We start from the raw sequence: 25,116 nt of genomic DNA on the forward strand, positions 1-25,116 counted from the left end.
ACGTAAAGTCCACTGTATTGCGACGTCAGACTAGCATACCCCACCAACTACGTCAAGTTTAACGCCATCGCCACAGCCGACGCCGCCTCCAGCGAGAAAAGACAGGGCGTCGACGTTTCCATGGCATTTCTCCTTATCCCCGCTCCCTCTTTAATAGCCCCAAGATCGGGCCCCGGAAGGTTTACCACCAGATCCCATCGTCCATCGTTCAAGGAGGCCGACAGTCCATCCTCTTTAACGACAGAACGACAGCACACCCCCCATCTGGAGAGGAAGGATGCGGTCCCAGGAGTCCCTTCCACCTCCCATCCCTTGGATTCGAAAAGAGCCGCAACGGCACAGGCCTCCGCCTTTTTACCGTCGTCCACGGAGAAGAGGACTCTGCCTTTACGGGGGACGGACCACCCGGCACCGATCCAGGCCTCTCTCAAGGCCTCGCTTAAAGACTCGCCCAACCCCAGGGACTCCCCGGTAGAGCTCATCCTCGGGCCGGGTCTCACCTCTGCCCCTGGGATCTTCTCTGTTGAAAAAACCGGAACCTTGACCCCCATCGGTCCTCGATGACGATGAATTCCGGGAACGACGAAAGACGAAAGGGGCTCTCCCAACCCCACGCCTACCGCTATATCCACCAAGGGCAATCCCGTGAGCTTCGCCGCAATTGGAACGGTTCGGCTTGCCCTGGGATTGGCCTCTATGACCCACAGTCGACCACCGTGAAGCACCATTTGAACGTTCAAAAGTCCTTTTACGTTCATCGCTTTCCCGATAGATTCACAGATATTCGCTATCTCCAAACGCATCTCCTCGTTCAAGGATATATCGGGAAACACCGCCATGGAATCCCCCGAGTGGATCCCGGCCGGATCCAGATGCTCGAAAATACCCGGTACGAACACGTCCTCGCCGTCACAGATTACGTCCACCTCGAATTCCTTGCCTGTGAGGAATCGATCTATCAGAACCTCCTGATCGGCATCGACGGAAAAAGCTCTTTCCAGAACCCCTTCCAAGTCCTGAGGACGGGAAACCACTCTCATGGCCGCCCCTCCTATGACGAAGCTGGGACGAACCATGAGAGGATAGCCGATGCCATCGCCGCAGGTCAGTCCCTCCTTCACGTCTCGTACCGCAATCCCTTTAGGATAGGGAATAGACAGCCTATCGAGCAATGATACGAAAGCCCCTCTATCCTCGGCCTGAACCACCGTATCGCCTGAGATTCCTACAAGCTCCTTACCTCTGGCCTCCAGATCCAGCCCTACCTTCAGGGAAGTCTGCCCGCCGAAGGAGGCGAATACAGAGGAGATTCCCTCCCTATCGAGCAACGCTTCGACGTCCTCGGCAGTCAATGGCTCTACGTAGAGCCCGTCGGATATATCGTGATCGGTGCTCACCGTCTCGGGGTTATCGTTCACCATAATCGCCCGGATCCCCCGCCGTCTAAGGGCCTCAACAGCCTTCACGCAACAGTAATCGAACTCGACCCCCTGCCCTATCCTTATGGAACCGGAACCGAGGACCGCCACAGAACTCCCTGAGGGGGCGGAAAAGATATCTCCTTCGGCAGAGTAGCTGCCGTACCAGAAACCGGACCCGGCGGGAAACTCCCCGGCGCAACCGTCGACCTCGCGATATCCCGGAACGATCCCCTTCGTCCTCCGAAGATCCCTGACATCTCCCTCTTCTACTCCGGCCCAGTAGGCGACGGCCCTGTCGGAAAACCCCATAGACTTAGCCTTTCTCAATACGAATTCGTCCAGCCTCCCTCCGGAGGAGATGGCTCTTTCCATGGATACGATCTCCTCGAGGAAATTCAAAAAGCAAGGAGCGATGGAGGACCTCCGTGCCAAACGATCCGTCGAATAGCCTCTTCTGAAAAGCTCCATGGAGGAAAGCAGTGCTCTGTCGGTCGGAATCGTCAGATCTTCCTGTAGCTCTTCGTTGGACAGACAGGCCCCGTCGACGGAGAAACGCCAGGGCTCGGTTCCCAGGGACCTCATGGCCTTCATCCAAGCCTCGGAGAAGCTAAGCCCCATCTCCAGGACCTCTCCGGTGGCCTTCATCTTGGTCCCTAGGGAGCGGTCCTTCGTGTCGAATGTATCGAAGGGGAAGCGTGGAACCTTTACCACCACGTAGTCCAGTGCCGGCTCTGTCATCGCGCTGCCCGTGCCGGTCACAGGGTTTGGCATCTCGCCCAAGGATCGCCCCAGGGCGATCTTCGCGGCTATCCTGGCGATGGGATATCCTGTCGCCTTGCTGGCCAGGGCACTGGATCTGCTGGCCCTCGGGTTGACCTCTATGACGACGTATTCATCCCCATCGGGAGCTAGTCCGAACTGAACGTTACAGGCTCCCCTTACGTCCAGGGCATCCACTATCCTGAGGGCCGAACAGCGCAGGGTCTGCCAGATCCTGTCGCTCAGGGACAGGACCGGGGATACCACGACCGAATCTCCGGTGTGCACCCCCATGGGATCGACGTTCTCCATGCCACAGACTGCCAGGGAATTTCCCGATCCGTCCCGGACGACCTCTACCTCTATCTCCCGCCATCCCTTAAGATACCTCTCCACCAGGACCTTGGATACCGGAGACGCCTTAAGCCCCTCCACGACTATCCTTTTCAACGAAGGCTCATCCCATGCCACTCCTCCGCCGGTTCCTCCCAAGGTAAAATCGGGCCTTACCACCACGGGAAAGGGTGTCTTTTCCGCGAAGGCCAGGGCCTCTTCCACCGATCCCACGTAGGCGCTGTCCACCACAGGCTCCCCTATGGAGCTAACACAGTCTCTAAAGGACTCCCGACCCTCCGCCTTCAGGATGGACGCCACAGAGGTCCCCAGCACTCTCACACCGTAACGGTCCCAGAGGCCCATATCCTGACAACTCACGCAGAGATTCAGGCCGGTCTGTCCTCCCAAGGTAGCGACAACACCGTAGATCTTATGAGCCGTGAGAATTTCCTCCACCGACTCCACAGTAAGAGGACGTAGATAGACCATGTCGGCCAAAGACGTATCGGTCTGGATGGTGGCGGGGTTGCTGTTCAGCAGGATCGTGCCGTACCCCTCCTCCTTCAGAGCTCGACAGGCCTGACTCCCGGAATAATCGAACTCGGCGGCCTGTCCTATCCTTATGGGCCCCGAACCTATAACCAGTATTTTCTCGATAAGGTCCATCGATCAAATCCTCCTCAGGGTGTCTACGAAATCGTCGAATATCCAGAGTCCGTCCAGAGGCCCGGCCCCCGCCTCCGGATGGAACTGTACCCCGGAAATGCGGAGAGCGGGATCGAAGATTCCCTCCACGGTTCCATCGGAAAGATGACGGAAGGAAATGTCCAGACCTGTATCTTTCAAACTGGACTCATCTATGGCGTAACCATGATTCTGGCTGGTCACCATGGCTCTGCCGGTATGAAGATCCAAAACTGGGTGATTTCCTCCCCTGTGTCCGTAGGGCAGCCTGACGGTCTCGGCACCGCAGGCCAAAGCCAATATCTGACAACCGAGACAGATACCTAGGATAGGAATTTTTCCCAACAGCTCTCTCACAACGCCTATCTCTTCGGACAAAAGGGATGGATTGCCGGGACCGTTGCTGAGCAGGACTCCGTCGAAATCCCCATCAAGTACGAGACGAGGGGCGGCTGAATGAGGCAAAAGGGTCACGGAACACCCTCTGTCGACCAAACGCCTGACTATATCCATCTTCGTGCCGTAGTCGATCAAGGCCACGGAGAGGGTACCGGCTCCATAATTTCGCACCGCCGAAGAGGAGACTTCAGAAACGAGGCCCGCCCCCAAAGTATCGACGACAGGGGGCTCTCCCGTCTTGGATATTCTGGCCATCGGAGTGTCTATTTCCCTCAACTTCAAGACCAAAGACCTACAGTCTAGCCCGGTTATAATGGGAACACCCCATTCGGCCAACCATTTTTCCAAAGTCCCCTCCGTATCCTGAAGTCTCTGGACGACCACGGCCTTAACCCAAGGTCTGGAACTCTGAAAATCCACTTGATCCAGTCCGTATATTCCTATACAGGGGAAGGCGAACACCAAAATCTGACCGTGATAGGAAGGATCTGTGATGGACTGAGAGTATCCCGGATAGGCGGTGGTGAATACGAGCTCCCCCTCGATATCGACTCCATCGATCGTCGAAAGACAACTCTTCGAAGCTCCATCTGACAGACTTAAAGCGACCTGATACATAGGCACCTCCACAAAACTAAGGTTTCTTAAAAAACCAAGCTATGATTTTAAGTTCAGAACATCCTACAACAGGACGCAAAAAAAAGCAAGTGCGCCATCGATGGCACACCTGCTTAAAGACCAAAGCTACTTCAGAAAACCCTTAAACCTAAAACCTTAACTTCATTTTTTCACCACAATGCGCCCGTCCTTGGATTTTTCCACTATCCCCGCGGTGTGTCTTATGGTCTCAGCCAAAACGTCCGAGTCGGTAACGTAGGATTCGGCGGCTTTTTTACGGGCGAAAGGATAATATTTGTCCCCTCCTCCTCCGGTCCAGGAATAAGTGGCAACTGTGTATATTTCATCGTCCTTCAAAGGAATCCTTTTACCGTCCCTCTCTATCTCCATGGAGACTACCCGGGCTCCCGAGCGGATCAAATTGGAATCGTTGTCTATCAGTGCAGGGGCCTTGGTGATATCAAGGACCACTCTAAAACCGGAGATCTGTAAAAAAGCTCCGCTAGGAGCCCTCACGGCCGGATCATATTCATCGTCCGTCCCCTTGAGAGCCGAGGCGGATATCTCCATCACTTCCCGCAGCTCCGCTCCGGAGAAAGAGAAGGTCTGCATAGTGTTGCCCCAAGGGAAGATTTCCATTATCGTGTTGTAGGAAATTTCTCCGGCGGGGAATACTCTGTCTCCTCTGATACCTCCACCGTTCACGAAGGCCACGTCGGTTCCGGCTTTCCAACGAAGTCCGTCGGCCAGGTAGTCTCCTAATGCGGATTCACGGGCCCTCACCACGAGCTTGGTGGCGTCCATATCGGCAGCGAAGATTCCGACTTTTTTGCTCAGGTTTTTCTTAAGCTCCTCTCCGTAAGGCTCTATTGCAGACTCGACGTCCTGAGCCTTGGGAATAGATTGACGCATCTCGATCAGCTTCCAGCTCGATCTTTCGACGTCGAGTTTTCCGTCCTTGACCGTTACCGCCATGGAACCGACGTACCTCGCCATGGCACCGGCCTGTCCTATCATGGTCCTCCATCCATCTGGGCCCTCCACTATCTCCGGAGACTCCATCACTGTATGACTGTGCCCTCCCAAGATGGCATGTATTCCCGATACGGATCCGGCCAGTGTTCTATCTGAGTCGATTCCCACGTGGGTTAACGCTACTATGACATCGCATCCCCGTTCTCGGAGGTCCTCGACGCATTTTTCGGAAACGGCGATCAGATCCTGGCCTGCCGCGATATCAGGGCCGGGACTGGAGAGAGATGCCAGTTCAGTACAGAGCAGACCGAAAAATCCTACCTTAAGACCGTTTTTCAGAGTGGTCGTCCAGGTAGGCGGCAGCTCGCAGTCATCTCTGGAGGTATCCAGGTTGGCGCATATCAAGGGGAAGGAGGCGGTCCTTACGAACTGGCCGAACACGTCGGCTCCCAGATCGAATTCGTGGTTGCCAGGAATTCCAACGTCCACCGGTATCGCGTCTATTCCGGCCAACTCTGCTTTTCCATGAAAGAAAAAGAAAAGCGGACCTTCAACCGTATCACCCATCTGAGCCACGACGACGTTACCGAGAGATTGAGATTTTATCTCCCTTATAACCGAGGCCATTCTGGCTATTCCTCCGACGTCTTCCTTGACCTTTTCGCCGTCAACCTTTACCGTGGCTTCGTAGGAAAATATCTTCCCGTGCATATCGTTGAAACCCACTATATTGGCGGTTCCATCCTTGCCCCAAGATGGCGTGGAAAAGGCCAGTATCGCCATCAGGACAAAAAATAGCTTCCCAACTCGGACGGTGCATCTTTTCATATGAAAGACCTCCCGAAAATATATTTACGCAGGCTGAAATGCCTCCGTATCGAAGCTTTATCTCACGACTAAGCATAGCACAGGAAAACGAAAAAAAGACACTAGAAAGGACCGTGATTTCATTGATCGACACCGCTCTTCTGCTCAGCATGGCAATGATATTCTTAGCCAGAGTAACCGACGTTAGCCTCGGCACGTTCAGGATTCTCCAGTTGGTTAGAGGACATAGGATAGCCGCCACCGTCATAGGCTTCTTCGAGATCATGATATATATGGCAGTACTGAGTCACATACTTGGAGGCGGTCGCACCCTCAAGACCATGGAACTACTGGCCTACTGCACAGGATACGCCTTCGGGAACTATGTAGGGGCCTTTATGGAGGACAAGTTCATGAAAGGCTACACGATGCTGGAGGCGATGGCGCCATGTAGCGACGAGACATTGAAAGTCGTAGACGACCTCAGAGACAGAGGTTTCGGCACTACGATGATAAGAGGTGAGGGTAAAAACGGCCCCAGATATATAATCAAGATAATATGCAATAGAAAGGACATCCCGGAGATAACCAGGATGATCAAACACCTGGCCTTCGTGACCGTTTTCGACGTAAAAAGCTGTTTAGGCGGATATTTCAGGATGAAAAGAAAATGATGACGGGAGGAGGGGCTCTTCAGCCCCTCCTCCCGTCATCGATAGCTCAGCAGAACGATTTTTATTTAGGATCGGAGGGATTGGACGTGGCTCCGAATCCAACGTCCTTCAACCACCAGGTAGGATAGCCTGCTCCTTCCTGGGAACCTTCGTCGGTCATTACGTAACCGTCGCTGTATTTACCGACCAACTCATCTCCGAGCGCCCACCATCTGGCCTCCACTTCCTCCATGGCTTCTTCGGTATAGTCGGTCACCATGGAGACGGCCTTGGAGGGATCCTTGCCGTAGACTTTGGCCGCCTCGTCCCTGAGCTTGGGCACTTCGGCGAGGAAACGACTCTCGAACTTCTCCTGTTCGTCCGCGATATCCACGATCATGTGGTTCCACTTGATCGTGGCCCAGTTGGACACGAAATTGAAGGCCCACCAGGCGCTGTTGCGATCCATCTTGTGGCGCATACCGGTCGCCCAGCTCTCGGGGACCTCGGTCACGCCGCAGAACACAGGTACGTAGACCGTGGTGAGAGGCTGATCCAAACCGAACCATAGCACCCCTCCCACCGGATCGGGAAGATCGCTCCAGGATTGGGCTACGTGACTGTAGGAGCAACGGAAAATGCTGATGTTCCTCTCCCAGTAGGTGTGCTCGGTTCCCTCAGGCTTCTGATCCCTGTTTGGCCTGTAGAGCACGGGACACTCGAAGGGGCCTCCGGCCTTGGTCTTGGCAAGATCATAGGGGGTTCCTTGATAATGATCTCTGTTTATGGTCATAAGATCCTCGGCAGAGACCTTTCTGTCCGGCTTGACCGAAAGGGGATACTGGGCCTCGGTGGACTTGAGCTCCAGTGAAGGCGCCATCAGATCAAGCGCCCGCCACTCCCTGCGGCTACACACCGGAGAATAGGCATAGTCCTCAGCTGGCATGTAGGCCTTGTTGAAGAGGAACTCCTCCCCTTCCTTCCACCATCCCATCTCCTTGGCAAAGATCTTGACGTTGGAGGAGTACATGTAGTTCTCGTCGTCGTCGAAGTCGACTCTGCCTATTCTGGAACGGTTGGCGATTACACTGACCTCATCGTCGGGAATCCTGGCTGCGACCCACACGGCACCGGGTTTACCGCTGTCGGAGGTCCAGAGAGGTCCCGGCCCGGCAATCTCAAAAAGCCAGACCTCGTCTCCGTCGGCTATACAGAGTCCCTCTCCAGCGTCTCCGTAACCGTATTTCTCGGCGAGAGAGCCCATGACAGTTATGGCTTCCCTGGCGGTCTTGGCTCTCTGGAGCGCAAAGACCTCCAGCATCTCGATCATCATCCAGCCGTTGTCGCAGTAGAGCTCCTCGCGACCACCCCAGGTGGCCTCGCCTATCATGAGTTTATGCTCGTTCATGAAGGGATATCCCACGTTGAAGTAGGTGTAGGTCTCCTCGACCTGAGGTATCTCGCCTACTTTGTTCAGAGGTTTGATAGGTATCGTCTGATAACATAGGTTTTTGTAAACCGGAGCGGTGGCTCCATTATCCCATTTACGACCGGGGATTATCTGAAGCCTATGATCGTACCATCCATCGGCCGTGTGACTGACCATGGTGGATCCATCCACGGTGGCCTTCTTTCCCGCCATCATAGCGGTACATCCGAAGGCGGATCCTACGAGAACTGCCGAAACAGCCAAAGCCCCTGCGGCAACTCCCGCCCTCTTGAAAACGTTTCTCACGGACATAAAAACACCCTCCCGAACAAAAATACCCGCCAAGAACGCGACGGGGTCGATACTTGGATACCACGCATTCACTGTGAAAAATTTTAACGAGCAGGACCGTTTAGGTCAATTATTTGTATAGAACTGTTCCTATATGTAGGGATTTTGTAACATAACGTTCGTTTTTATGTTTCTAAGCAATATCAAGGACATACCGAGAAGAGACCGTATCGTCTTTATGGGTTAAAATGAGCGACATAATTCGAATCGACGACAGGGAGGAATCTTTACGTGTCAAACGAAATTTTATGGTTCGCCATGATGCTTCTGAACTTCGGATGCATAATGGCCATCTACAGACTTTGGGGAAAACAGGGCTTGCTGTGCTGGATTCCGGTATCGGTCATATTGGCCAACATTCAGGTAGTCAAGATGGTATCCCTTTTCGGTATAACATCGACCCTTGGCAACATAGTCTATGCATCGGCCTTTTTGGTCACCGACATCTTGTCGGAAAACCACGGCAAGGAGGACGCCAAACAGGCGGTCTACATCGGATTCTTCTCCTTGATAGCGATGACGGTAATAATGAACCTGGCCCTGTGGTTCAACCCTCATCCGGACGATTTCGCCCAAGGGGCACTGGAGACGATATTCAAGCTGATGCCCAGACTCGCTCTGGCCTCGTTTATGGCCTACGGAGCCTCCCAGCTCCACGACGTATGGGCTTTCCACTGGTGGAAAGAACGCACTGGAGGCCGTCTACTGTGGCTCAGGAACAACCTTTCCACCATGGTCTCCCAGGCGCTGGACAGCGTCATATTTACACTGGTGGCATTCTATGGGACGGTCCCGACAGGGGTTCTGGGAGAGATCGTCCTATCCACCTATGTGTTGAAATTCATAGTCGCAGCCTGCGATACTCCCTTCGTCTACTGGGCCAGAAAAATCGGAGGGGAAAGAAAGTAGAGAAAGGAGGACGCAAGTCTTGAAAAAAAGATGCCTCTTAGTCCTTATAATTGCCGCAACGGTGCTGCCCCAAATCGCCAACGCCTCTGTCGATCCGGATAAAATCCAGGGACCATCGATAGACGAACTCTACATGGTTGTGATCAAGGACCCCGACGCCAGGGCTCTGGCCTTGGAGAAAGGTGAAGTCGACCTGGTAGGAGACATAGCCAGCCCTGCGATAATCGACAGGCTCTCAAAAGCCGACGACAGGATCTCGATGTCCATGGCCAAAAGCTTTCACGCTTTGTCTATGGGGATGAACCTCCGAAGAAATCCATGGAACAGGGTCGAGCTTCGACGGGCTATAAACACGATCATTCCCAGAGGAAGGTTGGTACGAGAGCTCTTCGGAGGTTTTTCCGAGCCACTGTATTCATACCTACCTCCTGTGTCTCCCTATCACGACCCCGAGACATCCCAACCGAAATACGATAGGGAGAAAGCCAGAGAGATGCTTAGGGCATCCGGTTGGAGCTGGAACGACGAAGGGGTGTTAATACCCCCCGAATCCTCAGAGCCTCTGAAGCCAGTATCCATAATATCCCCCACGGCAAACTCGGCTCCCACCACGGCGGAACTGGCATCCCGCATAGCCGACGAGATGACCGCTCTGGGTACACCTACGAAGGCGGAACCGATGGACTTCTCCACCATGCTGGCGAGGCTCGACGCCAGAAACTTCGACTGCTACATCATGGCATGGAGCTTGACTAGGGATCCCGACGTCCTCTACTCTCTGTATCACTCGTCGATGGACGTCCCAGGAGGATACAATCTCCCCGGCGTCCGATCTTCCATTCTGGACGAAGCTCTCGAAAGGCTGCGCTACGCACCAGATGAGGAATCAGCTATGGCGGCAGCTCACCAATCCCAGAAACTCCTTTCCGACCTGGTACCTGTCGTTCCCATATACAGTCGTTCGTCCGTAGGAGCCGTAGGCAAGGGGTGGTCCGGAACTGTCGCTACCGCCGCGACCTCGGTGGACTCCATATGGACCCTTCTGTCGGCCCACAGAGACGGACACGATCGGTTCAAGATGGCCCTGGAGGACGATCCCAGAGCCCTCAACCCCTTCACATCCTCCAGCGCCACGGCGTGGAAGGTCCTGGGGTTGATATACGACTCCCTCATCGAGATAGATCCTACGACTCTGGGAGACCGACCGGGACTAGCCGAGTCCTGGAAGGTCGAGACCGTAACGATCGACGGCGGCGAGGTGACCAGGATAACCTTCAAATTAAAGGAAGGGCTCCTCTGGCAGGACGGCTCGCCTCTGACCTCCTCCGATCCGGCGGAGACTATCCGATATATCGCGGAAAACGAGATTCCACGGTTCTTCGACAACGTATCGGATCTTATGGCGGTGGAGACCCCGGACGAATCGACCTTGACTGTTACGATGGACTCGATCAGCTACTGGCACTTTCACCATATAGCGGGACTTCCGGTTCTCCCTGCTAAAGTTCTGAGAGAGATAGACGACTGGAAAAGCTGGCAGCCAATGGAGGACGGGGGGCTCATCGGCTCGGGGCCCTTCATTCTAAAGGACTACAGACCCGGTGAGTTCGTTAGATTCTCTTCGAACAAACATTACAGGAGGTACCGCCGTTGAGTCCATCAGTCGGCGAAGGATATTGGATCAGGAGACTTGCGGGGGCCGCAGCGATAATGCTGGCGGTCCTCGCCCTGAACTTTCTCCTGTTCAGGATTATGCCGGGCGATCCTGTATCGTCCATCGTCGACCCCGGCTTTTCACCCGAGGCCAAGGATAAATTAAAGGAATTGTACGGTCTGGATCGTCCTCTGTGGAGTCAATTTCTGACCTACGCCAAAAGAACCCTGACGTTGGACTTCGGGATTTCCTTCATATCGAGAAAGCCGGTGTGGGGGGAAATCGCCTCCAGGCTTCCCAACACGATAGCGCTCATGGGAATCGCCGTTCTAGGTTCCGCCGCATCTGGAATATGGCTGGGGGTAAAGGCCGCGACGAGAAAAGGCGGATGGACGGAGAAACTGGTCCTATGGGGGAGCGCACTGTCCTTTTCCTTTCCCTCCTTTTTCGTACAGATGGTGCTCTTGATGGCCCTGGCCTACGGCCTTCCTCTATTTCCCCTCAGAGGATCGGTGTCGGTTCCACCGCCGACGGAGCCCCTCCAGATTCTGATCGATTACCTCTGGCACCTCGTCCTTCCCGCCGGTTCCCTCATCCTCCTGGGATTCGGAGGATGGGCTCTGTACGCCAGGAACCTGATGGTTCGGGTTTTAGAGGAGGACTTCATCCTGATGGCCAAAGCGAGAGGGCTGTCCGAAAAGAGGATAATATGGCGACACGCCTTCCGATCCATACTGCCGCCAATCCTGACGATACTTCTGATGTCCATGCCATCGCTGGTATCAGGGGCGGTGATAACCGAAGCTGTGTTCTCCCTTCACGGCATAGGAGCCTTCCTGCTGCAATCGGTGATCGGACACGATTACCCCTCCGCCGGTGCCGCTTTCTACCTGCTGTCTTTGATTACGGTGGGTTCCAACCTCTTGGCCGACGCCGCATATGAACTGGTGGATCCCAGGGTAAGGCTGGGGAGGACCATTAGATGAACTTCAAAATAACTAAAAGATGGAGCTTCTGGGCTCTGGTGGGGTTGTCGATCATGGGATTTTCAGGACCTACAGTGATGAACCTATCGGTGGACTCAGTAGCCCCACCCTTCTCGAAACCTCTATGGATAGACGGAGATCTTCCGCCCAGCGTGACGTTGGATATCGATGGAAAAAGATCGGGACAGATAGAATGGGCTAGTCAGCCTCCGGGAGGATTCAGATTATCCGGCACGGTTGTCCTGCCAGATAAGTGTTCCGGAGAAATCATATGGGAAACCCCTGAGAGCCCGTTAAAACTGATCGACCTGTCAGGAGGAAAAAACGAGATCGACCTGGACGACCGAGACATGTCGTTCAAGTTGAACCTGGGAATGTCCCCCTTCGACGATCCGATGGAGCATCTGTTTCCGAGAGAGGGGGCGTATCGAGCCGAGATCACAGGAGCCCCAGTCTCCTCCGATCTGACCCTCCACCTCCCCGGAGAGAGATGGGGACTTTTAGGCACAGATCAAAGGGGAAGGGACGTCTTTCTGCTGTTCCTTCTCGGCATCAAGGTGTCCCTCGTGGTAGGACTGGCCACCACGGCCATAGCCTCGATCCTGGGTTTGACGGTTGGGATGATCAGCGGATACAGGGGAGGCTGGATAGACGGGGCTATCATGAGGGTAGTCGACCTATTCATGTCCATACCGACCCTTCCTATACTCATGGTACTCGCTTCCCTGTGGGGAAAGGGCTTGATACAGATGATCGTCATACTCTCTCTGTTTTCATGGATGGGCACGGCCCGTACGGTCAGGGCCCAGGTTCTGTCGTTGAGGGAATCTCCCTTCGTGGAGGGACTGAGAGCTCTAGGAGCTCCGACGGGCTATATACTGAGAAGACACATACTGCCGGAGACGATGCCTATAATGGCCGCAAACGTAGCCCTGGGGGTCCCGGGCGCCATATTGGCCGAGGCGGGGTTATCCTTTCTGGGGCTTTCCGATCCCCGTGTGATCTCATGGGGAAGGATGCTCCACGAGGCCCACAGCTTCGGAGCCTTTTCCGCCGGAGCATGGTGGCTCCTCCTGCCTCCCGGGCTCGGCATAGTCCTGGTCTGTCTTATATTTCTGGATTTCGGAAAAATATCCGAGGAGGGGTCGCCATGATGGTAAACCTGTCCGACCTCAGCGTCAGATACCCCAATTCGCCTTCGTCCTCCCCTCCCGCCCTGGACGACGTGTCTCTATCCCTCAGGATGGGGGAAATACTGGGGTTGGTCGGAGAATCGGGAAGCGGGAAAAGCACCCTTCTGATGGCCATATTGAGGCTTCTGCCGAAAGGGACCTTCGTTAAAGGGACCATCACCTCGGAGGGACAGGACCTGCTCTCCCTGGACGAGGAGGAGATGCGTCTTTTCAGGTGGGACAGGATCTCTTTGGTTCCTCAGGGAGCGATGAACGGTTTCACACCGGTATTGACTGTGGGGTATCAGATCGCAGAGGTCCTGCTGGAGCACTCGGATATACCTATCGGCGAATCCTCGAAGGAAGTCAGAAGGCTGCTATCCGAGGTGGGGCTGCCTGAAGACGCCTACGAGAGATACCCTCACGAGCTGTCGGGAGGGCAAAAACAGAGGGCGGCCATAGCTACGGCCCTGGCCTGTGCTCCTTATTTCCTCCTGGCGGACGAACCGACCACGGCTCTGGACGTTATAACCCAGGCAGAGGTGATATCGCTTCTGAGAAGAGCCGTCAAGAAGAGAAACATGGGCATGGTACTGGTGACCCACGATATAGCCCTGGCATCGTCGATATGTGACTCGATAGCGGTCTTACGTCACGGGAAACTAGTAGACCACGGAACGGTCGAGGAAATCCTGAGCCATCCCACCGACGAACACACGAAATCCCTTTTGAGAGCTCAGGAGGAGATGGAACGATGAAAGACGTTATATTGGAGACCGACGAACTTGAAGTCGTCTACCGAGGCAGGGATAAATCGGTGAGAGCTCTCAGACCACTCTCCATAAAATTGGGACGGGGAGAGTCTCTGGCCGTAGTCGGAGAGTCGGGGTGCGGAAAGACCACCTTGGTGAGGGCCATCCTGGGACTCCAGCCTCCGTCCTCCGGAGCGATCTCTCTATTCGGAGAAGACATCTCCGAACTGGACAAAAAGGGGACGATAGCCGTCAGGAGAAGGTGCGGGTTCATTCCTCAAGACGTATACGGAGGACTTCCGCCGGGCCTTTCCGCCCTGGATACAGTCAGAGAGCCCTGGGACCTTCTTCACCCTAGAAACGACAAAGAGGCCGGTAAAAAACACGCCGTCGAACTGATGGAGCAACTGGGGCTGGACTCGAAAAACCTGGGGAACCGAAAGGTTAAAAAAGGGCTGTCAGGAGGACAGAGACAGAGAATAGCGGTAGCTAGAGCCCTAATCAACGACCCGGAACTGCTTCTGGCCGACGAACCTACCAGCATGCAGGACATATCCACGAGAGACAAAGTCATAAGGTTACTCCGAGAAAGGGTGGACCGCGGTATGTCTCTGATCTTCGTCACCCACGATCTCCTCCTGGCGCGATCCATAGCCCGGAAGACAGCGATTTTTTTCGGAGGATCGCTATGCGAGACGGGGAATTCCGACGATATCGTATCCGAGCAGATCCATCCCTACACCAAGGCGCTTTACGGAGCCATGCCGAGTTTGAACGAGAAGATGGTGCTGCGGACGTCGAAGGACAGGACCCCATCCCCCAGCGGCTGTCCGTTTAGAAAAGGCTGCCCGGAAGCCATGTACGTCTGCGAGAAGACCCCTCCTATGAAGGACATGGGAAATGACAGGATGGTCGCCTGCTGGAGGACGGGAAACTAGAGGCTTATGGCCACGGAGCCCGCTATGATCAAAAACACACCGAGGATCTGAGAGGGAGACAACCTCTCGGAGAAGAGCAACCTGCCCCATATGGTGGCTATCAGAGGGCTGGTGGCCGCTATGGGGCTTACCAAAGAGGCAGGAGCAAGCATCATCGCCCTGGTGATGAAAAAACCACCTACCGAGAGGGCCAAAGCTCCGGCTATCACCAAAGCTACCCAACTTTTGGAATCTGTCCTGAAGAGATCGGGGCGATCGGCCTTCTCCATGGAGAGATATCGACACCCCCACCATCCCCAGGCAATGGGGAGAAAGAAGATCGCCCTCCACAGATTGAGGGCCGCCGGCCCAAGATCGCTTTCCAGAACCGCCCACCTGGTCACGACCAGGCTTCCACCCCAGAGGAATGCGGCTCCTAAAGAGGCTAGAACCCCCTTGAAGATGGCCCCCGATCCCTCCTCCTGTTCTACGGAACGGCTTCGAAGAAGGACGAGTCCGACTATGACGGCGACTGTGGCGGAAATGGCCGTCAAGGTAACCGACTCCCCCAGTAGAAGCACCGATATGACCGTCACGAAGAGAGGGTAGCTACAGGTCACGGCGGTGGCCTTTCCAACCCCTACCGCATCGATACCTATGAAAAAGAGCAGATCCCCTGCTACGTTGGCCAGAAGCACCGCCAGCCCCAGCCCCACCAAGACGACCCAGCCAGCGCCTCCCATGGAACTTTCTCCGGCGAGTCGATATATTATCAGGGAACTGGCTAGAAACCCGAAAGACCTTATGGCGTTCATCTTTTCCATCAGGACCTTGCCCATTCCAAGCTTATATATAACCGGAACGGTCCCCCAACACAGGGACGCTCCCAAGGCGAAAAACACCCCGGCACTATCCATCAAATCCATCTCCGTTTCGTATCCGAATTCCGATCATTATAACCCATGAGGAGAGCTGTTTTTCAGCTATAAAATCCACCGATCATGTACTAATATATCGATAGATCCTGAGACTAAATCACCGTAAATATTCGATGGGAGGAATTAGATGAATCTCATGTACGTCTACTCAGGCACGGGCAACACGCTTCATCTGGCGGAGAGGCTATCGGAGAGGATCGGCGAACACGAGATACACAATATGGTGGGACTGATGGACGAAGACGTCCATGCCGACGGAGAGACGGTAGGCATATTCTATCCGGTGCACGCCTTCGGGGCACCTGCCGTAGTTCATCGTTTTCTGTCCCGCCTATCGGTAAAACCGTCCAGCTGGGTATACCTCGTATTGGACAGCGCCGGAACACCGCTGGGAGCCGCGGCACAGTGCCGCAGGATATTGGAGAAAAGGGGGATAAGGCTGGACGCCTACTTTTCCGTAAAGATGCCGGGGAACTACCCGCCTCTCTCCAACCCGCCGTCGGGAGAAAAGCTGAGGCGTCTAGTCCAAAAAGGCGACCTTTCCATGGACGGAGTCATCGAGGCCGTATTGACGAGAAAGGGCTCCCGATCTCCGAATAAACTGCTAGGTATTCTGTCCGAATTCATCAATACCGGAGCCCTCAGAGCGGCCCCCAAAGGGGCCTCGAAGTTCTTCTCAACGGACGAATGCACAGGGTGTGGAATCTGCGCTTCTGTATGCCCCGTAGACAACGTGAAGATAGTCGACGGTCGTCCCACCTGGCTTGGGAACTGCACCGGATGTCTATCCTGTTTTCATTGGTGTCCATCCAAGGCCATACAGTACAACCGGGGGTCGTCCTTCCACAGAAACAGATACGGACATCCGTCGATTCCTCTGGAAAGGTACCTGGATTGGTGTTCCCTAGGCAAAGAGGAGGACGAAAAATAATCGAACCTGTTTCTGGACTGTAGGATAGGCATAGGGCATAATACTTCCGGACCGGATAAACAAGGCCAATCAAGACGACGGAGGAGATAGTTTATGGTAAAACTGGAGACCAACAAGGGAGATATCGTACTGGAATTAAACGAGGAACTGGCACCTAAGACCACCGAAAATTTCCTCGGCTACGTGAAGAAGGGATTCTACGACGGTACAATCTTCCATCGGGTTATAGACGGCTTCATGATCCAGGGAGGCGGCTTCGACGGGACGATGAGCCAGAAGGAAACAGGAGACCCCGTCGAGAACGAAGCCGATAACGGGCTGAAAAACGAGGCTTACACCATCGCGATGGCCAGGACCCAGGACCCTCACTCGGCTACGGCCCAGTTCTTCATAAACGTAAAAGACAACGACTTTCTCAATCACAGCGCTCCTACCGCTCGTGGTTGGGGCTATGCGGTTTTCGGAAAGGTAACGGAGGGCAGGGAGGTCGTGGACGCCATAAAAGCGGTAAAGACCGGTGGATTCGGACCGCACCAGGACGTTCCGATCGAACCAGTGGTGATCTTGAAGGCCTATATTCTGGAGTAAAAATCCGAGAGAGCACACATAAGAAAAGGCCGGAAGCTTAAGCTTCCGGCCTTGCTCTTTTAGTGGTGCGGAGGGGGAGACTCGAACTCCCACAGGCTATGCCCACAAGATCCTTAGTCTTGCGCGTCTACCAGTTCCGCCACCCCCGCATTAGGACAGTGCGTATTATACAGAGGCCCAAGCGGTCAGTCAAGCCCCTACCGCGAAAGAAGTTTAGATCCTGCGCTCTCTGATTCTCGCGGACTTACCGCTTCTCTCTCTCAGATAGTAAAGCTTGGCCCTGCGAACCCTGCCGAGACGTTTGACCTCTATTTTCTCCACGCTGGGACAATGAAGGGGGAAAATCCTCTCGACCCCCACTCCACTGGAGACCTTACGAACCGTGAAAGTCTCGCTGAGGCCACCGTGTTTCCTGGCGATCACCACTCCCTCGAACATCTGGATACGCTCTCTGCTTCCCTCTCTGACCCGAACGTGAACCTTGACGGTATCGCCGGAACGGAACTGGGGGACATCCTGTTTCATGAACTTCTGCTCTATCAGGCTAATTCTGGGATCCATATGCATAACCCTCCCTGTCGTGTACATATAAGATTTATCGCCATCCGAAGAAGCGATCTAATACAACCGAAATGGCGTTCTGTACCGGAAGAGCGGATCGAGATCGATCATCTCCCGCGACAGGACGCATAGTTACATCGCAATCCTTCTCGTCTCCACCGGCCATGAATACCACCGGCCTGGAGACCTCGAGGATCTCCCTTTTGATTTCAAGCCAGGAAAGACCACTCGAGTTAAAACCATTGAACCCTACTACATAGGGAACTGCCTTCTCCTTATCGGAGACCCATCGCAAAGCCCTAGCCACAGATGGGAAAAGTTTTACCAGAGCCCCGAGATCCTCTTTCAGGATCAAAGATCGCACCGAGTCCCGTACATCCCTGTCCTCTACTGGGAACAGCAATTTGGAGACACCGTAAAAACTGCAGGCACGAGCTATCGAACGAATTTCCCAAGGAGACGGTACCTCCGATAAAGGACGCATCAGGAACGCGTTCTTATCCATATACCCCAAAAGACCGGAACGGCTCAAAAGGTCCGGACGTCTCTCGAGAGTTCTACGAACCGCCTCTCTACGACGCCAGTCCTCTATAGCCCCATCGTTACCGGACAGCAGGACGTCTGGGACGTCCTGTCCCCTCCAGCTCGACGGTCTGGTGAAATGAGGGGTATCTAGCATACCTCTGAAAAAGGAATCCTCCTCTACGGATCGTCCCTTTCCGACCACTCCTGGAACCAAGCGGGATACCGCGTCGATTATCACCATGGCAGGCAATTCTCCTCCCGTGAGGACATAATCACCTACCGACAGCTCAAGATCGACCCGGGACGACGCAAACCTCTCGTCTATCCCCTCGTAATGGCCGCAGACTATCACGACGTTCCCCTTGGAAAACAGTGTCTCCACCGTTTCCTGAGTAAGAGGAACTCCCTGGGGACTGGGATAGACCACGTAGGGATCGCCTTTCACCCCTTCCAAAGCCAGGGCTAAGGGCTCGGCCATCAGGACCATTCCTCCATTACCTCCGAAGGAATAATCGTCTATCTTGCTGTAGGAGCCCTCTCCGTAGTCGCGAAGATCCACCACGTCAACCTCGAGAAGACCTCTCTCGACGGCCCGACCGACGATGCTGGTCTCGAAAAAGGCACGAAAGAACTCGGGAAAAGCGGTTATCACCGTTACCTTCATAGATCTCTAAGGCCCTCGATGTTCTTTACCTTGAGCACCCCAGAAACGATATCCACGGAAGAGACGTACTCTCCTACGGCGGGGATCATCATGTTTCGTCCATCCGGGCGTTTAACCGTATAGACGTCCGATCCCCCGGTGACCATGACGTCGCACAGAGTACCGATAGCCTCGCCCGATCCTTCGTCGATCACGGATAGGCCGATGAGATCGTCTATCCAGTACTCGCCTTCTGGCAGATCCCTGCGTTCGCTCTTGGAGACCTTTACCAACATACCTCTCAGAGCTTCCGCCTCGTCTCTGTCGCGTACTTCCGGGGAGGTTATCATGACCTCGCCCTTATCCGGTCTGAATCTAACCGAGGAGATAGGGACGGTCTTGATGAACCGCCCGTTGCCGTCGTACAGATCCAACTCGTCCATGGATTCGAAACGATCGGGAAAATCGGTAAGAGGAAAAACCTTGAACTCACCCTTGACCCCGTGAGGAGCTATTATTTTTCCTACTTCAACGAGGTCGTCGCCCTTCACCGTTAATCCTCCCTAACGTCCACGTCGACCCGCTCACTGGACTTGACGGCAGCGGCCCGTACTACCTGACGAATAGCGTTGATGGTTGCCCCCCTACGACCGATCATGCGACCTATATCGTCGGAATCGACGTCCACCAGAACCTTCACGGTGCCATCCTCCACCGTCTGAGATGACACCTGAACCATCTCGGGTTTCGTGACCAAGGCCCGAGCTACATACTCGACCAGGGCACCGTAATCAGGCACGACTACTCCGCCTTACCTTTGCTCTCGACGAACTTCTCCCAAACTCCAGTCTTCTTGAGAAGCCCTCTGGCCGTATCGGAAGGGATAGCTCCCTGCTGAAGCCATTTGACCGCCTTATCGCCGTCGATGGTGATCTCCGAGGGATCGGTCATAGGGTTGTAGGTACCAAGCTGCTCGATGAAACGACCGTCTCTGGGACTTCTGGAGTCCGCTACCACCAAACGATAGAAAGGAGCCTTTTTACGCCCGTGACGGGCGAGACGAATACGTACTGCCATGTCTAGAAACACCTCCTGATATAGATACGTCATAGAACCGGATAACCGATTTCATGCCTCATGAGTGACTTTATTTATTTAATTGAAGAGACCGCCGAATCCCTTGATCTTCGGCATCTGAAACTTCTTTCGTCCCTTCCCCTTGCCCATTTTTTTCCAGAGATCGTTCATCTGACTCTGTTGCTTCAAAAGCTGGTTCACCATCTGAACGGTAGTTCCCGATCCCTGGGCTATCCTTCGCCTGCGGCTTCCCTTGATCACCGCAGGACTTCTCCGTTCCTCCGGCGTCATGGACTGAATTATGGCCTTCATCCTGGCGATCCTACGAGGATCCATCTCCCCGTCCTTCAGTTCCTTTATCTTGTCGGCTCCCGGGATCATCTCCATAACCTTATCCAGAGGGCCCATCTTCTCGATCTGCTCGAACTGAGCCAGAAGATCGTCGAAGTCCAGTCTGTTCTTCTTGAGAGACGAGGAAAGTCTCTTGACATCCTCCTCGCTGGTGGCCTGCTCTATCTTCTCCACCAACCCTACGACGTCTCCCATACCCATTATGCGTTCCGCCATACGTTTGGCATCGAAGACCTCCAGAGCGTCTATTCCCTCTCCGACACCGGCAAACTTAATGGGGACACCGGTCGTAGCAAGAACGGCCAAAGCCGCTCCTCCTCTTGCGTCACCGTCGACCTTGCTGAGGACTACTCCGGTAAGGTCCATCCTACTGTGGAAAGCCTCCGATACCGAGACGGCCTCCTGCCCGGTCATGGCGTCCACGACCAGAAGAATCTCGTGAGGGGCTATCCTGGCCTTCATGGCGTCCAGCTCTGCCATCATCTCATCGTCTACCGTCAGACGACCGGCGGTATCGAAGAGGATAACGTCCATCAATCTGTCTCTGGCGTAACTCAACGCTCCGTCTATCACGTTGAGGACGTCCGCCTCCCCTTTTTCCGGACCGTAAAAGCCTACTCCGGCAGACTCGGCTAGAACCCTAAGCTGATCGACCGCAGCGGGTCGCCTAAGGTCACATGCCACGACAAGTGGTTTATGTCCCTTACTCAACCGTTTGGCCAACTTCACGGTGCTGGTGGTCTTACCTCCACCTTGAAGCCCTACCATCATCATCAAGGTCGGAGGTTTAGGCGATATGGTCAAAGGCTTGGGCTCGGAGCCCATGAGATCCATCAGTTCCTCGTAGACGACCGCCACGACCTGCTGTCCCGGGGTAATGGAATCCAGGACGGATCTCTCCATGGCCCTAAGGCGGATATTCTCGACCAGTCCCTTGACGACCTTGTAGTTGACGTCCGCCTCCAGAAGAGCTCTACGGACTTCCCGAAGGGCTTCCTGTACGTCTCCCTCGGTCAGCTTACCTTTTCCCTTGAGTTTACCAAAAACGCCGTCAAGCCTTTCCTTCAGGGCGTCGAACACGGTCAAATCTCTCCCTTCGCCGCTCTAATCAGCTTCGGACAGGATCGCCCGAATCTCGGAGATGAAATCCGAGGGCAGACGGTCCTTTTCCAAATCGACCAAACTCAGAACATCGGTGTAGACTCTATCCCAAACCACCGATCTTTCGAAAAATCCCAAGATATTCTCCAGTTCTTCCAGACGGTCTCTAGCCCTCTGTAGCTGATCCGATATACCTTGACGACTTATCCCCAGCTCGTCGGAGATCTCCGAGAGAGACAGATCCTGAAGATCGTGCATCTCGTATATCCGCCTCTGTTTCTCGGTGAGAACCGGTCCGTAAAGATCGTAAAGACCTGCTATGTAGAATCTCATGTCAAGCTTATCGGCACCCACGGCAACCCCTCCCGACGAGACGACATAGTATAGAACGACCTCGGGAAGGTGTCAAGCTGTGAACCTTGACACCTTCTTTCGAGACTGGACTTTTACTTGAAACTCTGCCATTATCGTCAGTGATGAAACGAAACCAGATACTTGGGAGGTATGGATTCATGAGCGAAAAACAGGCATCCGCTTTCGACGACATCCGCACAGAGTGGAAAAATCGTCTGGGCGAGACGATCGTCAAGGCTCTGGAGGGACGCGGCTATGGAGCCGCATACGTAAGCACCAAGGAGGAAGCACTGAAGGCGGTGCTAAAACTCATCCCCGAGGGCGCATCCGTAGGGGTGCCTGGAACCGTAACCATAAGGGAAATCGGAGCCCTCGAGGCCCTGGAGAAAAAGGGACACAAGGTACACCATCATTGGGATCCTTCTCTGACCGCCGAGGATAAAAAACAGAAACTTAAGAACGAACTGTCGAGCGAGGTATTTCTTACCAGCACGAACGCCATAACCATAGACGGTAAGATGGTGAACATCGACGGCACCGGTAACAGGCTGGCCGGAATGTGCTGGTCCGGAGGAAAGATAATCTACGTCGTGGGGATAAACAAGGTCTGTAACGACGTGGACTCGGCCATACGAAGGGTAAGGGACGTAGCCACTCCGATGAACGCCATCAGGCTCGGTTTGGAAGTTCCCTGTGCCAAGCTGGGGTATCACGTAGGTTGCCCCGTTCCCAAGACGGTATGCAGAGCCCTGCTGATAATGGAAAATCCGACCATGGGACGGGAATCCCACGTCATCCTGGTAGGCGAAGACCTTGGATATTAGGACAGGAGGCATAGGCATTGTCTAATCGGGGGAAAATAGCGTTGGTGATGGCCGGAGGAGAGATCGGAATGCGTTACTCCGAGCGCAAAAACGGCCATACTCCGGAGGTGACGGCGGAGGAGATGCTCCAATGGCTACCTCCGGAAATGGCCGAGGAAATCCACCTGGTAGACTGGAGTCACCAGGCCAGCAGCCATTATTCCATACGCATGACCTCCGACCTTATGGATATACTGAACAAGCTGGTGATAGACGGAATACAGGGAATCGTCATAACCTGCGGCACAGATACCATCGAAGAGATGGCATATCTGGCCGATCTAATGTGGGCCTATCCGCAACCGGTTATATTTACCGGTGCGACCTATCCATCGGACGTAATAGGGACGGATTCCTCCGTAAACCTATACCAAGCGCTCCTATCCGCCAAATCTCAGGCATGTTGGGGAGCTGGGGTCTTGGTTTGCATACAAGACTGCATCTTCGCTGCCTCCGAGATGACGCAGGAAAGCAACTACAGAAGAAGCGGATTCGTCGCTTTGGACAGGGGGCCGGTTGGAGAGATAATAGGCGAAGACGTAATGCTCCGAAGAGCGCCGAAGAGAGGTAAGATCATCGAAGGCGTGACACCGGCGAAAGGAGTCGAGCTGATTCAGGCATCTCTAGGGGGCGGAGAACGTCTGTTGGCGGCATTGGCAATGTCTTCCGACGACCTTCCCGACGGGGTCGTTTTGGCCGCTTTCGGAAACGGAAATATATTTCCCGCCTGGATTCCCTCCATCAAGGCACTGGTAAGATCATCGGTGCCGGTTCTACTTACCTCGAGATGCTCGGCCGGCAGGGTCGTCGATAGATATTGTTTCGAGGGATCCGCCAGTCGACTCTTCGACATGGGGGTATTGAACGGAGGCGACCTGTCTCCCGAAAAGGCTCGTCTGAAACTATCGGTGGCCATAGGGGCAGGTCTTTCCGGAATGGAGTTACAGGATTACATATTCTGTCAAAGATGATACGAGGCCGACCTTAAGGTCGGCCTCGTATCTTTTCCTGTTTCAAGAGTAAAGGGCCTGAGACATCATCTTGAAGGCGCTTACGATAACGGCACCGGCAACCATCCATCGAACCCACCGACTACCCTTGGACACGGCAAAACGAGCCCCTAAATACCCGCCGAGCATGGAGCCACAGGCAAGCACCAGACCGACCTTAAGATCCAGCAATCCCTTCGCTGCGAACATAGCCACGCTGATGGACGTATAGGACAGGATAACCGCGACCTTGAGGGCGTTTGATCGAACGAGATCGTGTCCGATAAACCCGGAAAGGGCCCAAAGGAAGATAAACCCCACTCCGGCCTGAACGAACCCACCGTAAACCCCTATCCCAAAAAAGATGAGAAACAAAGCAGGCCTAGGAACATCCCTACTCCTCTCCTTCTCCCACATGGACGGTTTTAACAGAAGAAGAAAAGCCATCACGGATATCAAAATCGATATGGATATCTGAAGGACTTTAGGGTTTAACTCTATAGCCAAAGATGTGCCGACCACAGATCCTATCGTCGCAGGGAGGGCTAAAGACAGCGCCTCTCGGACGGAGAGGACCCCCGACCGGTAAAACTTCGTGGTTGCCACGGTGTTCTGGGAAAATATGGAGATACGGTTGGTCGCGTTGGCCATAGGAAGAGAAAGCCCCGTAAAAACCAGCATAGGCAGGCTCAGCAGGCTCCCCCCTCCCGCCGTGACGTTCAAGAACCCCGCCGCCACTCCCACCAAGAACACCGCTACAAGGCTGAGATAAGAAGACATGTAGACCCTCCATAGAAAGACATGACTTGGATACTTTTGGGAAAACGCCCTCTATATAGTACAATAAAGGCAAGAGGAACCGGTTAAAAGGCACGATATAAAAAAGGGGGCGAGATCATGCAGTATTGTGGAACAGAGGAACTCCTGGCGCTTCACATAGAGGACGGAGAAAACCTTCACAGTTGTATCGTCACGGCCTGCCAGGGAAGCAATGTAGACTCCGCCGTAGTTATTTCCGGACTAGGAATGATCTCATCCGTGACCTTCGGATGGTTTACCGGAAAAGAATATCTCAAGAAAAATTACGACGGAACGATGGAGCTAATCTCTCTCTCGGGGGACATAAGCTTCAGGAGAGAGGGGATGTATCCCCACCTCCACGGAGTCTTCAGCTCCCCGGACCATCAGGTGATAGGCGGTCACATCATGGAGGCAATCGCCATGAGAAACATCGAGCTGTTTCTGAAACCGATATACTCCCAGCATTTCAACAGAAGGGATATAAACGCTTTCGAGGCACTTGTCCCGGAAAGAAGAAGCTGACCTCGCAGACGAGGGGGAAAAAGTCCCCCTCGTCTTTTTTCTATATGGAC

25 protein-coding genes and 1 tRNA gene are annotated in these 25,116 nt (G+C 54.2%); 12 read left to right on the forward strand and 14 right to left on the reverse strand.

Translation table 11 applies throughout. From position 1 onward, the window contains the following. Positions 1-47: 47 nt before the first annotated feature. The 3 genes from carB to L2W58_RS04935 all read right to left on the reverse strand — a co-directional run bounded on the left by carB (position 48) and on the right by L2W58_RS04935 (position 6,020). Positions 48-3,182, reverse strand: a complete 3,135-nt coding sequence (gene carB, locus L2W58_RS04925) for a carbamoyl-phosphate synthase large subunit (protein WP_236102023.1) — start codon at positions 3,180-3,182, stop codon at positions 48-50. 3 nt (positions 3,183-3,185) lie between these two features. Further along, positions 3,186-4,217 carry a carbamoyl phosphate synthase small subunit gene (locus L2W58_RS04930; RefSeq protein WP_236102025.1) on the reverse strand — a complete coding sequence of 344 codons (1,032 nt, stop codon included), beginning with the start codon at positions 4,215-4,217 and terminating at the stop codon, positions 3,186-3,188. 162 nt (positions 4,218-4,379) lie between these two features. After that, positions 4,380-6,020, reverse strand: a complete 1,641-nt coding sequence (locus L2W58_RS04935) for a bifunctional metallophosphatase/5'-nucleotidase (RefSeq protein WP_236102027.1) — start codon at positions 6,018-6,020, stop codon at positions 4,380-4,382. A gap of 113 nt (positions 6,021-6,133) precedes the next feature. Between L2W58_RS04935 and L2W58_RS04940 the strand changes: the two genes are divergently transcribed. Next, entirely contained in the window at positions 6,134-6,673 is a 540-nt protein-coding gene (locus L2W58_RS04940) for a DUF2179 domain-containing protein (RefSeq protein WP_236102029.1), read from the forward strand. A gap of 61 nt (positions 6,674-6,734) precedes the next feature. Here L2W58_RS04940 and L2W58_RS04945 read toward each other — a convergent pair whose 3' ends face one another. After that, positions 6,735-8,393 carry a dipeptidase gene (locus L2W58_RS04945; RefSeq protein ID WP_236102031.1) on the reverse strand — a complete coding sequence of 553 codons (1,659 nt, stop codon included), beginning with the start codon at positions 8,391-8,393 and terminating at the stop codon, positions 6,735-6,737. Positions 8,394-8,663: 270 nt separating this feature from the next. Here L2W58_RS04945 and L2W58_RS04950 point away from each other — a divergent pair, with 270 nt between their 5' ends. From L2W58_RS04950 to L2W58_RS04975, 6 genes are read left to right on the forward strand one after another with little or no spacing between them, the layout of a single operon-like run. After that, on the forward strand, positions 8,664-9,341 hold the full coding sequence (locus tag L2W58_RS04950) for a queuosine precursor transporter (protein WP_236097760.1): 678 nt from the start codon (positions 8,664-8,666) through the stop codon (positions 9,339-9,341). 19 nt (positions 9,342-9,360) lie between these two features. Further along, positions 9,361-10,995 (forward strand): ABC transporter substrate-binding protein, encoded by a 1,635-nt coding sequence (locus L2W58_RS04955; protein ID WP_236102033.1) that lies wholly within the window; start codon positions 9,361-9,363, stop codon positions 10,993-10,995. Next, a complete protein-coding gene (locus L2W58_RS04960; protein WP_236102035.1) occupies positions 10,992-11,981 on the forward strand; it encodes an ABC transporter permease in 990 nt (329 codons plus the stop codon). Before L2W58_RS04955 ends, L2W58_RS04960 begins: the two co-directional genes overlap by 4 nt. Beyond that, positions 11,978-13,135 (forward strand): ABC transporter permease, encoded by a 1,158-nt coding sequence (locus tag L2W58_RS04965; RefSeq protein WP_236102037.1) that lies wholly within the window; start codon positions 11,978-11,980, stop codon positions 13,133-13,135. The genes L2W58_RS04960 and L2W58_RS04965 overlap by 4 nt, the downstream gene beginning before the upstream one ends. Then, entirely contained in the window at positions 13,132-13,911 is a 780-nt protein-coding gene (locus L2W58_RS04970) for an ABC transporter ATP-binding protein (protein ID WP_236102039.1), read from the forward strand. Before L2W58_RS04965 ends, L2W58_RS04970 begins: the two co-directional genes overlap by 4 nt. After that, a complete protein-coding gene (locus L2W58_RS04975; RefSeq protein WP_236102041.1) occupies positions 13,908-14,843 on the forward strand; it encodes an ABC transporter ATP-binding protein in 936 nt (311 codons plus the stop codon). The genes L2W58_RS04970 and L2W58_RS04975 overlap by 4 nt, the downstream gene beginning before the upstream one ends. Here L2W58_RS04975 and L2W58_RS04980 read toward each other — a convergent pair. Then, positions 14,840-15,748 carry a DMT family transporter gene (locus tag L2W58_RS04980; protein ID WP_236102043.1) on the reverse strand — a complete coding sequence of 303 codons (909 nt, stop codon included), beginning with the start codon at positions 15,746-15,748 and terminating at the stop codon, positions 14,840-14,842. The genes L2W58_RS04975 and L2W58_RS04980 overlap by 4 nt on opposite strands. A 139-nt stretch (positions 15,749-15,887) precedes the next feature. Between L2W58_RS04980 and L2W58_RS04985 the strand changes: the two genes are divergently transcribed. Together L2W58_RS04985 and L2W58_RS04990 are read left to right on the forward strand one after the other, a co-directional pair. Beyond that, entirely contained in the window at positions 15,888-16,691 is an 804-nt protein-coding gene (locus L2W58_RS04985) for an EFR1 family ferrodoxin (protein WP_236102044.1), read from the forward strand. 93 nt (positions 16,692-16,784) lie between these two features. Beyond that, complete coding sequence (locus L2W58_RS04990; RefSeq protein ID WP_236102045.1) at positions 16,785-17,279, forward strand: peptidylprolyl isomerase; 495 nt, start codon at positions 16,785-16,787, stop codon at positions 17,277-17,279. Between the two features lie 63 nt (positions 17,280-17,342). Here L2W58_RS04990 and L2W58_RS04995 read toward each other — a convergent pair. From L2W58_RS04995 to L2W58_RS05030, 8 genes are all read right to left on the reverse strand, one after another. Beyond that, positions 17,343-17,428 (reverse strand) — tRNA-Leu (locus L2W58_RS04995). Between the two features lie 64 nt (positions 17,429-17,492). Then, positions 17,493-17,840 carry a 50S ribosomal protein L19 gene (rplS, locus tag L2W58_RS05000; protein WP_236102047.1) on the reverse strand — a complete coding sequence of 116 codons (348 nt, stop codon included), beginning with the start codon at positions 17,838-17,840 and terminating at the stop codon, positions 17,493-17,495. A 34-nt stretch (positions 17,841-17,874) separates the two neighbouring features. Beyond that, positions 17,875-19,029: a tRNA (guanosine(37)-N1)-methyltransferase TrmD gene (gene trmD / locus L2W58_RS05005; protein WP_236102049.1), complete on the reverse strand. Its 1,155-nt coding sequence runs from the start codon at positions 19,027-19,029 to the stop codon at positions 17,875-17,877. After that, positions 19,026-19,559 carry a ribosome maturation factor RimM gene (rimM, locus tag L2W58_RS05010; protein WP_236102051.1) on the reverse strand — a complete coding sequence of 178 codons (534 nt, stop codon included), beginning with the start codon at positions 19,557-19,559 and terminating at the stop codon, positions 19,026-19,028. The genes trmD and rimM overlap by 4 nt, the downstream gene beginning before the upstream one ends. Before the next feature lie 2 nt (positions 19,560-19,561). Next, positions 19,562-19,807, reverse strand: coding sequence for a KH domain-containing protein (locus L2W58_RS05015; RefSeq protein ID WP_236102053.1), 246 nt, complete (start codon positions 19,805-19,807; stop codon positions 19,562-19,564). Between the two features lie 2 nt (positions 19,808-19,809). Continuing rightward, positions 19,810-20,085, reverse strand: coding sequence for a 30S ribosomal protein S16 (rpsP, locus tag L2W58_RS05020; RefSeq protein ID WP_236102055.1), 276 nt, complete (start codon positions 20,083-20,085; stop codon positions 19,810-19,812). A gap of 78 nt (positions 20,086-20,163) precedes the next feature. Next, a complete protein-coding gene (gene ffh / locus L2W58_RS05025) occupies positions 20,164-21,516 on the reverse strand; it encodes a signal recognition particle protein (RefSeq protein ID WP_236102225.1) in 1,353 nt (450 codons plus the stop codon). A gap of 24 nt (positions 21,517-21,540) precedes the next feature. Continuing rightward, positions 21,541-21,891 (reverse strand): sigma factor-like helix-turn-helix DNA-binding protein, encoded by a 351-nt coding sequence (locus L2W58_RS05030; protein WP_236102057.1) that lies wholly within the window; start codon positions 21,889-21,891, stop codon positions 21,541-21,543. A gap of 158 nt (positions 21,892-22,049) precedes the next feature. Between L2W58_RS05030 and L2W58_RS05035 the strand changes: the two genes are divergently transcribed. Both L2W58_RS05035 and L2W58_RS05040 read left to right on the forward strand, forming a co-directional pair. Continuing rightward, positions 22,050-22,715: a lactate utilization protein gene (locus tag L2W58_RS05035; RefSeq protein ID WP_236102059.1), complete on the forward strand. Its 666-nt coding sequence runs from the start codon at positions 22,050-22,052 to the stop codon at positions 22,713-22,715. Positions 22,716-22,732: 17 nt separating this feature from the next. Beyond that, positions 22,733-23,725, forward strand: coding sequence for an asparaginase (locus tag L2W58_RS05040; protein ID WP_236102061.1), 993 nt, complete (start codon positions 22,733-22,735; stop codon positions 23,723-23,725). A gap of 42 nt (positions 23,726-23,767) precedes the next feature. Here L2W58_RS05040 and L2W58_RS05045 read toward each other — a convergent pair whose 3' ends face one another. Continuing rightward, entirely contained in the window at positions 23,768-24,523 is a 756-nt protein-coding gene (locus tag L2W58_RS05045) for a sulfite exporter TauE/SafE family protein (RefSeq protein ID WP_236102063.1), read from the reverse strand. A gap of 117 nt (positions 24,524-24,640) precedes the next feature. Between L2W58_RS05045 and L2W58_RS05050 the strand changes: the two genes are divergently transcribed. After that, positions 24,641-25,066, forward strand: coding sequence for a PPC domain-containing DNA-binding protein (locus L2W58_RS05050; RefSeq protein ID WP_236102065.1), 426 nt, complete (start codon positions 24,641-24,643; stop codon positions 25,064-25,066). Positions 25,067-25,116 lie beyond the last annotated feature (50 nt).

This window comes from Dethiosulfovibrio faecalis (genome assembly GCF_021568795.1).
Taxonomy (GTDB): Bacteria; Synergistota; Synergistia; order Synergistales; family Dethiosulfovibrionaceae; genus Dethiosulfovibrio; species Dethiosulfovibrio faecalis.